The 12,310-nt window shown below is 46.3% G+C and carries 12 protein-coding genes and 1 pseudogene; 10 read left to right on the forward strand and 3 right to left on the reverse strand.

Going from position 1 to position 12,310, the window contains the following annotated elements; genetic code table 11:
* The 4 genes and pseudogenes from WES_RS23815 to WES_RS00790 form a co-directional block, all read left to right on the forward strand.
* Positions 1–699 (forward strand): RHS repeat-associated core domain-containing protein (locus WES_RS23815; RefSeq protein ID WP_016235264.1); only part of this gene is annotated, 699 nt, incomplete at its 5' end.
* Positions 700–712: 13 nt separating this feature from the next.
* Complete coding sequence (locus WES_RS00795) at positions 713–1,114, forward strand: DUF6258 family protein (RefSeq protein ID WP_016159343.1); 402 nt, start codon at positions 713–715, stop codon at positions 1,112–1,114.
* A 119-nt stretch (positions 1,115–1,233) separates the two neighbouring features.
* Positions 1,234–1,941, forward strand: a pseudogene (locus WES_RS23820) (RHS repeat-associated core domain-containing protein); the annotation flags it as partial.
* Between the two features lie 4 nt (positions 1,942–1,945).
* Complete coding sequence (locus WES_RS00790) at positions 1,946–2,467, forward strand: Imm57 family immunity protein (RefSeq protein WP_016158939.1); 522 nt, start codon at positions 1,946–1,948, stop codon at positions 2,465–2,467.
* A 446-nt stretch (positions 2,468–2,913) separates the two neighbouring features.
* Here WES_RS00790 and WES_RS00785 read toward each other — a convergent pair whose 3' ends face one another.
* A complete protein-coding gene (locus WES_RS00785) occupies positions 2,914–4,050 on the reverse strand; it encodes an HlyD family secretion protein (RefSeq protein ID WP_016158938.1) in 1,137 nt (378 codons plus the stop codon).
* Positions 4,051–4,052: 2 nt separating this feature from the next.
* Entirely contained in the window at positions 4,053–4,415 is a 363-nt protein-coding gene (locus tag WES_RS00780) for a DUF3302 domain-containing protein (protein ID WP_016158937.1), read from the reverse strand.
* Positions 4,416–4,952: 537 nt separating this feature from the next.
* Here WES_RS00780 and mtlA point away from each other — a divergent pair.
* The 3 genes from mtlA (at position 4,953) to mtlR (ending at position 8,830) form a co-directional block, all read left to right on the forward strand.
* Positions 4,953–6,866: a PTS mannitol transporter subunit IICBA gene (gene mtlA / locus WES_RS00775; RefSeq protein ID WP_000093246.1), complete on the forward strand. Its 1,914-nt coding sequence runs from the start codon at positions 4,953–4,955 to the stop codon at positions 6,864–6,866.
* Positions 6,867–7,094: 228 nt separating this feature from the next.
* Positions 7,095–8,243, forward strand: coding sequence for a mannitol-1-phosphate 5-dehydrogenase (gene mtlD, locus WES_RS00770; RefSeq protein ID WP_000645428.1), 1,149 nt, complete (start codon positions 7,095–7,097; stop codon positions 8,241–8,243).
* Entirely contained in the window at positions 8,243–8,830 is a 588-nt protein-coding gene (gene mtlR, locus WES_RS00765) for a mannitol operon repressor MtlR (RefSeq protein WP_000247990.1), read from the forward strand. The genes mtlD and mtlR overlap by 1 nt, the downstream gene beginning before the upstream one ends.
* 10 nt (positions 8,831–8,840) lie before the next feature.
* Here mtlR and yibT read toward each other — a convergent pair whose 3' ends face one another.
* Complete coding sequence (gene yibT / locus WES_RS00760; RefSeq protein WP_000517102.1) at positions 8,841–9,050, reverse strand: protein YibT; 210 nt, start codon at positions 9,048–9,050, stop codon at positions 8,841–8,843.
* Positions 9,051–9,319: 269 nt separating this feature from the next.
* On the opposite strand from yibT, the gene WES_RS00755 reads away from it, so the two are divergent.
* The 3 genes from WES_RS00755 to WES_RS00745 all read left to right on the forward strand — a co-directional run.
* Complete coding sequence (locus WES_RS00755) at positions 9,320–9,682, forward strand: YibL family ribosome-associated protein (protein ID WP_000665684.1); 363 nt, start codon at positions 9,320–9,322, stop codon at positions 9,680–9,682.
* A 493-nt stretch (positions 9,683–10,175) separates the two neighbouring features.
* Positions 10,176–10,859 (forward strand): DUF3251 domain-containing protein, encoded by a 684-nt coding sequence (locus WES_RS00750; protein ID WP_016158936.1) that lies wholly within the window; start codon positions 10,176–10,178, stop codon positions 10,857–10,859.
* Between the two features lie 43 nt (positions 10,860–10,902).
* Positions 10,903–12,310 (forward strand): ESPR-type extended signal peptide-containing protein (locus tag WES_RS00745; protein WP_016235266.1); only part of this gene is annotated, 1,408 nt, incomplete at its 3' end.

Below are 12,310 nucleotides of genomic sequence, written 5' to 3' on the forward strand. Positions count from 1 at the left end.
CAGCAGTATGATGAGGAGTCCGGACTGTATTACAACCGCCACCGCTATTATGACCCGCTGCAGGGGCGGTATATCACTCAGGATCCGATTGGGCTGAAGGGGGGATGGAATTTTTATCAATATCCGTTGAATCCGGTTCAGTATATAGACCCTTTGGGATTAGATCTCTTATCATTACCTTCTCCCAGACAAAAACCTGTAAGTCAATCCTGTACTATTGATCCTATAACTCAACAACCTGTTGGTAGATTTATAGGTGATTCTAAAGGCAATATTATGGTTGAACCGGTAGGTGGCAAAACAATCCCATATCCCCCCAATAATCCAGGAAGTGCAGATACTCACACTCTTTATCAGAATAATTCAAATGCTTATAGGCTTAATCCAATAGGGCATGCAAACAATTCAACACCACACGCACATGCACATTTACCAGGAACAGGTAGCGGTATGAAAGGTCAAGGTCCATCCCTTGATGTCAATGGTCGCGTTGTACCATGGAATAGTAGTGCCGCACATATCGGTATTAGATCGCTCGGTACACTAAGCTTTTTTAGTTCTGTTTTACATATGTTTACACTTAGATCATGTAGAGAGGGAACGTTTGGACAATGTTATTGTGCTATGTATGTTGAAATGTCAACGGGAAGCAGTCAAGATGAGGCTGATATAATGTGTGGAATGCCTGAGTATTTTTAGAATAGAGGGTAATATGTTTGATAGAATATATCTTGGTGATCGAGCAATAAAAAAAATTGAATTTGATTTATGGAACAAACAAATTAGAATTCAGGTGAATTTAATCTCAAGGATAGCCTATGGTACAACAGAATGGAATTTTTATAATAATGAAGACTTAGAAGATGGTTATTTAGTATTTTCCGATGTTAGTTTCTTCAATATAACCCCTAATGGCTCTATTCCAGATGATTATATAATTTCAATAATAACAGATAAAGTCAATGTTGAATATTTTGAATCAACTATAGTTGCTGTTGGTCAAATTCCAAATACAAATGTTGGTGGCATTGATAATATTGGAGAATGTCAAATTTTCATCAGGTATAAAGACAGCTGGATTGAGAATGAACTCAAAGAAAAAATAATTGAATAACCATGTTATTTATAGACATTTTAGATGGAACGAACCAGAGAAGGTCATGCCTCCGACCTGGGTTATGTGGACACGGAGCTTTAGCGTGGTGAACTCAACGAAGCAAACCGGATAACCTGCTGGCGCTTATCAGCCCTGACGGGGCAACAGCGTGGTACGCAGAATACGATGAATGGGGCAATCTGCTGAGTGAGGATAACCCGCATCATCTGCAGCAGCTCATCCGGCTGCCGGGGCAGCAGTATGATAAGGAGTCCGGCCTGTATTACAACCGCCACCGCTATTATGATCCGCTGCAGGGGCGGTATATCACTCAGGATCCGATTGGGCTGAAGGGGAGATGGAATTTTTATCAGTATCCGTTGAATCCGATAACTGATATTGACCCGTTGGGATTAGCGACCTGTTTATACAGCATAACTTTAGGTATGCTTTCATGCGTTTCAGATACGCCAAGTGATGATAATTCTTATGGTGTGCTTACTATTCCAGTCGCCTCTGGTAATAATATGCAATGTAAAAATAATCCTGGTTGTACACACTTACAAAATAGAGGCCCAATACCTCAAGGATTATGGGGCTGGAATGTTAACGGTCCTGGAGCAACCAATAGAAAACCTAATGGTATACGTTTAGTACCGTCAGAAAATACAGAAACGTATAATCGTGATGGATTTTTAACACATAGTTGTTTAAACGCTTTTGGTCCATCTTTAGGACCTCGATTCTGTTCCGAGGGTTGTATAACTGGTTCATCTAATGACATGCAAAAATTAAATGAGCTAATATTTTCAGAGCCAGATAGCGCATTAACAGTGACGGACTAGAAATATGGCAAGGTTATTAATAATTGTGCTTTTTTTCTCTATTTTTGCGAATGCAGTTACTGTAAACCAATTTCAGAGAGAGTTGGATTTGGCAGACAAGGCAATATTATGGGCACTAATATCAGCCAGTACCCAAGAGGGACGAAAAGCGTGTTCACTTAGCTATTTTTCATGTAAAGCCGCAGAGGCTGAACTCGGACTGGCATATATGGCTGCTAATGATAACAAGGCATTTCTCACATCCTTATCTAGAATAATGATGTACAAAATAGATGCTGGACTTTCCGAATCCTATACATGCTATTTATTAAGCAAGGGAAAGATCATAAGACCATATCTGAAGAATCTAAATCCACACCAACTTGTCGCTGATTGCATTGAAACTGTAAACAAAATAAAAGATAAAAATAAAAAAATCATTGATATATATTCAGTTAATATTTGCAATGATGATAAAAATATAAATTGGAGAATTAATAGTACTATGGTAGCCATTGATGATTCTATAAAATGCATCGATGAATAATAACTTTATTTTATTTAACTATATATTAACAACTCACTTCCCAGGAATTTTTAAACTTAGTGTTATAATAGATACGATAATTAAAAGTTAAGAGAAAAATAGTCGTATAAATATATTCCATGAACCCACATTGTGATCTATAAATTAAATATTTTTTAAATGTAACTGTCATTCTTCAGATAATAAAGCCATCATCGCAATAGATGGAAAAGCACTCCTGCTCTTTTTTGATGCAGAAGAACAACTCATATCATCATTGCGATCTCGACAATGTATAGTCTGATCCTTCGGCAGATCAAGACGGATAAAAAATCCAATGAGTTCACACTCATCCCGAACTTCTTAACATAATGGATATTAACGAAAAATCATCACAGCCGATGAAATAATATGCAAAAATAATTAGTCCTTGCAGAGAGCAAAGTTCTATAATCTCCCCCGCCCCCTCAATGATCCAAATAAAGATAATGCATCCAACTGGTCATTCTTAGCAGTACTTTCCGCATCACCGAAACATGGCTGAAATGGTCGGAGTAAACGGCTACCTGGGCGTAGATGCCGTCGGGTAAGGCATCGATATCAGTGTTAGGGTCGAGTTCAATGGTTCCCAGCACACCATCCGTTCCGGGCACGACCGTTAACGATTGCAGCACCCCCTGCGCCTGATACGAACCGCCAGGCACCACCGGCAAGATACTGGTCAGTTTGCCGTGGAATACCTGCCCCGGCAGCGCGTTAAATACGACTTCCGCATCATCACCGGGTTTCAGACGTAACAGCGAGTTTTGCCGGAACTGGGCGACGATTTGCCGTTTTTGCTCTGGAATGAAGACCATCACCGGACGCAGCGGTAAAGCTGCCGCGTAAGTGCCTGGGCGGATCAGCACCTGAGTAACGTAGCCGTTGCTCGGCGCGCGAATAATAGTTTGCTCAAGGTTATATTTCGCTTCGGTCAATTGCGCCCTTAAGCTCACAATCTGTGATTGCTCGCCGTTGACCATGCTGTCGAGCTGGCTCTGGATCTGCGCCTGCTCCGCCACCGAACCTTTCACCAGCGCATCCTGCGCGAGAAAATTTTGCCGCGCGTCGTCGATGTCACGTTCCGAGAACGGATTGACCGTCGCCCGACTACCTTTCAGGTAACGTTGATAATTTTTAAACAGACGGTCGCGCTCCGCTGAAACTTGAGTGGTGTTGGCCTGCGCTTCAGTGAGCTGCGCGCGCAGCGTTTTGATATTATGCGTCGCCGTCATCAAATCAGCCTGGAGTCTGTCTACTCGCGCCTGATAACGTACCGGGTCGAGCTTAAAAAGCACCTCGCCCTTCTGAATAAGCTGATTATTTTTGTCGGTGACTTCAGTCACGATCCCCGTCACCTGTGGCGTGATAGGGATCGCTATCACTGCCTTTTGCGCAGTAAAAGTGTAAGGATGGTTGTAGTTCATCAATAAAATCAAACCACTTACCAGAAACACGCCACCCAGCGCCGCTGTCGCCAGCGTCCACTGATTCACCGGAATGCGGAAGATTTTAAAGACCGCCCACGCCAGCGCCACGTAAGTTAAAACAATTAACAGATCCATAATCAGATCTCCGGGAACGTGGAATAGTCACTCTTTTTTTCAGCTGCAAGTTGGTGCTCCAGCCGGGAAACACGGTCAGAAAGCGCGGCAATTTCCGGGTCAGTCGCTTTCTCTTGCGACGCAGTATGTGACTGCATTCCCCAGCCGCGCTCTGGCTGGTAGAGCGTTGCCCAGATCCACAAGAACGGCCAGATTACATGCAGGGTAAACAGACTTACCCAACCCGCCGTATGAATGGCGTCGGCGTGGGGATGGTTGCGCTTTTTGGCAATCAGATAGGGGATGTCATGTATCGCGATGATTCCATAAAAAATCACCAGAAAGACGAAGATCAGCACTCCCAACGCGAAGTAGTTTAGAAACATATCTGCCTCGGATTCACGCTTATCAGTGTTGTTTTTTGGCTGGCAGCCGGAAGGGAGTCAGGCTGATACTTTGACATTAATCCGCGTTTGCCAATCTCGCCATCACACCGAAGGATAATTTTAAAAAGGTGATGAGTTGCTCAGTTACAAAACGGTCTTAAGGCAAAGTCAGAACATGCTGCAGATCACACCAGGTGAATTACCGAAGAAAATATCTTGTGATTCAGATCACAATAACTCAACAAACAGCTAAAATTAAAATGTGACGTTATTCACATTTTAATGCCATTTTTAGCGAAAATCGCCGCCTTGTTGCTTTTTTACACAAGTATTTTGTGATGCACATCACGTCAATTACCTCTCTACCCCCTATATTTATGTGACTGATATCACACAAAAGGCCGTCGACTGGACAGTTAACCGATTCAGTGCCAGATTTCGCAGTATCTACAAGGTCCGGCTACCTCTGCCGCCACATTAACAAAAAACCTCGGGCTTCCAGCCTGCGCGACAGCAAACATAAGAAGGGGTGTTTTTATGTCATCCGATATTAAGATCAAAGTGCAAAGCTTTGGTCGTTTCCTCAGCAACATGGTGATGCCAAATATCGGCGCGTTTATCGCGTGGGGTATCATCACCGCGTTATTTATTCCAACAGGGTGGTTACCGAACGAAACGCTGGCGAAGCTGGTCGGGCCGATGATCACTTATCTCCTGCCGCTGCTGATCGGTTATACCGGTGGTAAGCTGGTAGGCGGCGAACGTGGCGGCGTGGTTGGTGCTATCACTACCATGGGCGTTATCGTCGGCGCAGACATGCCGATGTTCCTCGGTTCTATGATTGCAGGTCCGCTGGGTGGCTGGTGCATTAAGCACTTCGACCGCTGGGTAGACGGTAAGATCAAATCCGGTTTTGAGATGCTGGTGAATAACTTCTCCGCTGGCATCATCGGGATGATCCTCGCCATTCTGGCATTCCTCGGCATTGGTCCAATTGTTGAAGCCCTGTCCAAAATGCTGGCTGCGGGCGTTAACTTCATGGTTGTCCATGACATGCTGCCGCTGGCGTCTATCTTTGTTGAACCGGCGAAAATCCTGTTCCTCAACAACGCCATTAACCACGGTATCTTCTCGCCGTTGGGTATTCAGCAGTCCCATGAACTTGGCAAATCCATCTTCTTCCTGATTGAAGCGAACCCGGGTCCGGGTATGGGTGTTCTGCTGGCGTACATGTTCTTTGGTCGTGGTAGTGCTAAACAGTCTGCGGGCGGTGCGGCAATCATCCACTTCCTGGGTGGTATCCACGAAATCTACTTCCCGTATGTGCTGATGAATCCGCGTCTGATCCTGGCCGTTATCCTCGGCGGTATGACTGGCGTGTTCACGCTGACTATCCTGGGCGGTGGTCTGGTTTCTCCGGCATCTCCGGGTTCTATCCTCGCGGTACTGGCGATGACGCCAAAAGGTGCTTACTTCGCTAACATCGCAGGTGTGTGTGCGGCGATGGCAGTCTCCTTCGTTGTCTCTGCTATTTTGCTGAAAACCAGCAAAGTGAAAGAAGAAGACGATATTGAAGCGGCTGCGCGTCGTGTTCAGGAGATGAAAGCTGAATCAAAAGGCGCTACTCCACTGTCTGCTGGCGATGTGACTAACGACCTGAGCCACGTGCGTAAAATCATCGTTGCCTGTGACGCCGGTATGGGTTCCAGTGCGATGGGTGCGGGCGTACTGCGTAAGAAAATTCAGGATGCAGGTCTGTCGCAGATTTCTGTTACTAACAGCGCGATCAACAACCTGCCGCCGGATGTGGACCTGGTCATCACTCACCGTGACCTGACCGAACGTGCTATGCGTCAGGTTCCGCAGGCACAGCATATTTCGCTGACCAACTTCCTCGACAGCGGCCTGTACACCAGCCTGACCGAACGTCTGGTTGCTGCCCAGCGCCATACTGAAAACGAAGTGAAAGTGAAAGACAGCCTGAAAGACAGCTTTGACGATTCTAACGCCAACCTGTTTAAGCTCGGCGCGGAGAACATCTTCCTCGGTCGCAAAGCGGCAACCAAAGAAGAAGCGATTCGCTTTGCCGGTGAACAACTGGTGAAAGGCGGCTATGTTGAGCCGGAATACGTACAGGCGATGCTGGATCGTGAAAAACTGACCCCGACCTATCTGGGTGAGTCTATCGCGGTGCCACACGGTACGGTTGAAGCGAAAGATCGCGTACTGAAAACAGGCGTCGTGTTCTGTCAGTACCCGGAAGGCGTGCGCTTCGGTGAAGAAGAAGATGACATCGCCCGTCTGGTGATTGGTATTGCTGCCCGTAATAACGAGCACATTCAGGTTATCACCAGCCTGACCAACGCACTGGATGATGAGTCCGTCATCGAGCGTCTGGCACACACCACTAGCGTGGATGAAGTGCTGGAACTGCTGGCAGGTCGTAAGTAATCCAGGCCCACCCTCTCCACATGGAGAAGGTGGGCTAATTGCCTGATGCGCTTTGCTTATCAGGCCTACAAAACAAAGCGCAGTTTGTTAAATTTGCACGCTCTTGTAGGCCGGATAAGGCGTTTACGCCGCATCCGGCGCTGCCCCTCTCCTCACGGAGAGGGTTTGGGTGAGGGAAAAGCCTCACCCCAGCCCTCTCGGGTAAAAACATTGATGAAGGTTAATACTATGAAAGCATTACATTTTGGCGCAGGTAATATCGGTCGTGGCTTTATCGGTAAACTGCTGGCAGACGCGGGTATCCAACTGACGTTTGCCGATGTCAATCAGGTGGTACTTGATGCCCTGAATGCCCGTCATAGCTATCAGGTTCACGTTGTCGGCGAAACCGAGCAGGTTGATACCGTTTCCGGCGTTAATGCCGTCAGCAGCATTGGCGACGACGTGGTTGATTTAATCGCCCAGGTTGATTTAGTCACCACCGCCGTTGGCCCGGTCGTGCTGGAACGCATTGCTCCGGCAATCGCCAAAGGGCTGGTGAAACGTAAAGAGCAAGGTAATGAATCCCCGCTGAACATTATCGCCTGTGAAAACATGGTACGTGGCACAACACAACTGAAAGGTCATGTGATGAACGCCCTGCCGGAAGATGCCAAAGCGTGGGTAGAAGAACACGTTGGCTTTGTGGATTCCGCCGTTGACCGTATCGTGCCGCCTTCAGCGTCTGCAACGAATGATCCGCTGGAAGTCACTGTAGAAACCTTCAGCGAATGGATTGTCGATAAAACCCAGTTCAAAGGCACACTGCCAAATATTCCTGGTATGGAGTTAACCGACAACCTGATGGCGTTTGTCGAACGTAAGCTCTTCACCCTGAATACGGGTCATGCTATAACCGCGTACCTTGGAAAACTGGCGGGTCATCAGACCATTCGTGACGCGATTCTCGACGAGAAAATCCGTGCGGTGGTAAAAGGGGCGATGGAAGAAAGCGGCGCAGTACTGATTAAGCGTTACGGTTTTGACGCGGACAAGCACGCGGCGTACATCCAGAAAATCCTCGGTCGTTTTGAAAACCCGTATCTGAAAGATGATGTTGAGCGCGTAGGCCGTCAACCGCTGCGTAAACTGAGTGCTGGCGACCGTCTGATCAAGCCGCTGCTGGGTACGCTGGAATATGGCTTGCCGCACAAAAATCTGATTGAAGGTATTGCCGCTGCAATGCATTTCCGCAGTGAAGATGATCCGCAGGCACAAGAACTGGCGGCGCTGATTGCCGACAAAGGCCCGCAGGCTGCGCTGGCGCACATTTCCGGGCTTGATGCCAACAGCGAGGTTGTCACCGAGGCGGTAACCGCTTATAACGCAATGCAATAATGGTGAACCAGGCGCAGGACTCCCTGCGCCCGAATAACAGATTGTCAGATATGCAGGCAACAATGGAACAAACCCAGGCCTTTGAAAACCGTGTGCTTGAGCGTCTGAATGCTGGCAAAACCGTGCGAAGCTTTCTGATTACCGCCGTCGATCTCCTGACCGAGGCGGTGAATCTTCTGGTGCTTCAGGTATTCCGCAAAGACGATTACGCGGTGAAGTATGCTGTAGAACCATTACTCGACGGCGATGGTCCGCTGGGCGACTTGTCCGTGCGCTTAAAGCTGATTTATGGGCTTGGCGTAATTAGTCGCCATGAATACGAAGATGCGGAACTGTTGATGGCACTGCGGGAAGAGCTGAACCACGACGGCAACGAGTACGCATTTACCGATGATGAAATTCTTGGGCCATTTGGCGAACTGCATTGCGTGGCGGCACTACCACCGCCGCCACAGTTTGAACCAATAGACTCCAGTTTGTATGCGATGCAAGTTCAACGCTATCAACAGGCTGTGCGATCAACAATGGTCCTTTCACTGACAGAGCTGATTTCCAAAATCAGCTTAAAAAAAGCCTTTCAAAAGTAAGTACTTTCGCTTACTTCTCCTCTACCGGATTCGGCCGATAAAGTCGGCGATAATATTCCAGACGTTGTAGATATAACGGCACGCTTTCCTCAGGTATACCGGATGGAATCGCGTTACGGGGGGGAAGTTTATTCAGATACTCCCGGAACGCCTGGCTTGATGCCATGAAATCTACGGCTTTATCAATAAGAAGCGGAACGTTTTCACCTAATTTGCCCATAATAATATCTCCGTATTACCCCGCGCCGGGAATGCGCGACCGCCGATTTTAGTTTAGATCCCGATAAAAATGACATTAAGGAAAACGTGCGAAACCCACAACGCTTGCCCTCACCTTCTGATTATATTACTTATTAATCAATGCATTATATGATTTTTGAACCCCAGACTTGTTACCCAACAAAACTATTACAATGCCATCAGTTGTGAACAAAGCACCTGGTCGCGCATACTAGGGGCTATAAATTTATCTTTATCAGAAGCCATCCCATGAAAGAAGTCGAAAAAAACGAAATTAAACGTCTTAGCGATCGCCTGGACGCCATCCGCCACCAGCAGGCCGAACTGTCGCTGGTTGAAGCCGCAGACAAGTATGCCGAGCTGGAAAAAGAGAAAGCTACGCTGGAAGCTGAAATTGCCCGCCTGCGTGAAGTTCATAGCCAGAAACTCAGCAAAGAAGCACAAAAGCTGATGAAGATGCCGTTTCAGCGTGCGATTACCAAAAAAGAACAAGCCGATATGGGTAAGCTGAAGAAGAGTGTCCGTGGGTTAGTCGTAGTGCATCCGATGACCGCACTGGGTCGTGAAATGGGTCTGCAAGAGATGACCGGGTTCTCAAAGACAGCGTTTTAACCCTCTTACCTGTCTATCTCCTTCACATCCCGCGTTGCAGATAAATGCGGGATGTAACAATTATCTTCCTCTTTTTCCTCTGTTTCCTCGTAGAGTCAGTTTTTTACCAGTGGCACTCAATCTGAAAATGCGTTCAGTAAAAGGTTTAGTTCTACGCCTGAAAATGGACGATATCATTCATAAAATAAAACTTTTGCCGGTATTTTTTCCATCCACATTCTAAAAATCCACCCCAAACATTGATTGTGTGAATATTAAATTAAAGCTATTTTTCTTCTTTAAATGCAGTGTTTGACATCTGACAACCCTCCTCATTAAAATCCGCCTCCTTAATACAATTAAACAATTTTAAAACTTAATAAATAATTTTTAGAATGAATGTATTCGCAATATTCATAAAGCCAGCCGTATAAATCACAAAAGCATCAACCACAAATGGACACATCCCTTAGTTCAAATTGCTAGCAGGGATGATATGTAAGGATAACTTTGTATGAATGTGAATAATTTTCTTATAAGCGTCATGGCGGCTTCGACAATGCTGGTATTGTCAGGTTGTGATTACGTCGAAAAAACGAAAGTAGTTGATGAGCTAACAAAACAACAGGAAGAACAAAAGGCCAGAATCGATCAACTCGAAAAACAATTAGAACAGCAAGACAAAAAAACAAGCACCATTGAAAAACAAAATATTAGCGTAATAAACAGTACAAAAACGCTGGCTCAGGTAGTGAAAGAGATTAAACGTCAGCAAGACTACTTTGTCTTTACTGAATTTAACCCAGCGCAAACAAAATATTTTATTTTGAATAATGGGTCTGTGGGTATTGCCGGTCGGGTGTTATCTGTTGAAGCAATAGAAAATGGCAGTGTTATTCATATGTCACTGGCCAATTTATTAAGTGTGCCCGTATCAAATATTGGTTTTCATGCCACCTGGGGCGGTGAAAGACCTACTGTTCAAAAAGAATATGCCAAATGGCAACAACTGCTATTTAGCACCACCATGAACTCCACGCTGAAATTATTACCGGGTCAATGGCAAGACATTAACTTGACGTTAAAAGGGGTGTCTCCCAACAACCTGAAATACCTGAAGTTGGCTATTAATATGCAGAATATCAACTTCGACGACCTTCCACCTGCTGATAACCGGCAGAAAAAAAGCAAAAAATAAATGCAGTCATTGCACTTATATCAAGGAATAGAGAGCAACAACAATGAACAAAATTTTTAAAGTTATCTGGAACCCTGCAACGGGGAGTTACAGCGTCGCCAGCGAAACGGCAAAAAGCCGTGGGAAGAAGAGCGGGCGCAGCAAGCTGTTAATTTCTGCATTAGTTGCCGGTGGACTGATGTCGTCGTTCGGGGCAGGTGCAGGTGCACTTGATGGTGGTGCGAGCATTGAAACTCCCCAAGAAGGCGATAGCTGGATTGCTATCGGAAAGAATGCAAAAGCTACCTCAAAGACAGAGGGAGGAGTCGCAGTTGCAATAGGAACCGGAGCGACAGCCAGTGGAGAAGGAAGTACCGCATTCGGTTACGAGAGTCAGTCGTTGGGTGAGATATCAATAGCTATAGGGCACATGTCTATAGCCACTGGGGACAGATCCACAGCATTCGGTAGCGGCGCAGAGTCAAAAGCAGAGTATTCCCTTGCATTGGGTGGGATGACTTATACCGGTGGTACATACTCTACTGCAATAGGTAGAGGCTCAAGAGTAGAAGATGGTGCTGATTATGCAGCCAGCCTTGGTTACCAGGCATTAGCCGCAGGAAAGTATAGTCTGGCATTCGGCTCAGATACAAAAGCCAATGCCATTGATAGCCTGGCATTTGGAAGACTGGCTTTAGCGAATGCCGATGGTGCCATTGCAATGGGTGCCTCAAGCGAAGCCAATGGATTATATAGTTTGGCATTGGGTTCAAGCAGCATAGCTAACGCGGACAATACCGTTGCGCTTGGATATGGAGCCAATGCAACCAAAGCTGGAGCAATGGCTTTCGGTCAGGCAGGAAAAGCAGACGGTTTAAATTCTATTGCGCTGGGTAATAAAAGTCAGTCAAGCGGCGAAAACAGTATTGCGCTTGGACAAGAAAGCGTTGCCGGTACTGAAAAAAGTATTGCAATTGGTAGCCTGTCCAGTGTAACGGGTGTCAACTCCGTTGCTCTGGGCACGGGTTCCACAGCGGTGGAAGATAATACTGTTTCAGTAGGTAACGACACACTACAGCGTAAAATTGTCCACATGGCAAAAGGCGATATTAGCAGTACCAGTACTGATGCCATCAACGGTTCACAGCTTTATGATATCAGTAAGTCAGTCGCAGACCGTCTGGGCGGCGGCGCCTCCGTGAGTACTGCAGGGATTGTTAACGCCCCTAACTACAAACTGCAAAGCGGTACTTTTAATAATGTTGGCGAAGCGTTAAAAAGTCTTGACGATAATACATTGCAATGGGACTCGCTTAAAAAAGTCTACAGTGCAAAACACGGTTCTGATGCCACCAGCAAAATCACCAACGTTACGGCGGGTGAGCTGAACGCATCCAGTACCGATGCGGTTAACGGTTCTCAGTTAAAAACCACTAACGACAACGTGGCAACCAACACCACTAATATCAGCA

This window comes from Escherichia sp. KTE31, assembly GCF_000407925.1.
Taxonomy (GTDB): Bacteria; Pseudomonadota; Gammaproteobacteria; order Enterobacterales; family Enterobacteriaceae; genus Escherichia; species Escherichia ruysiae.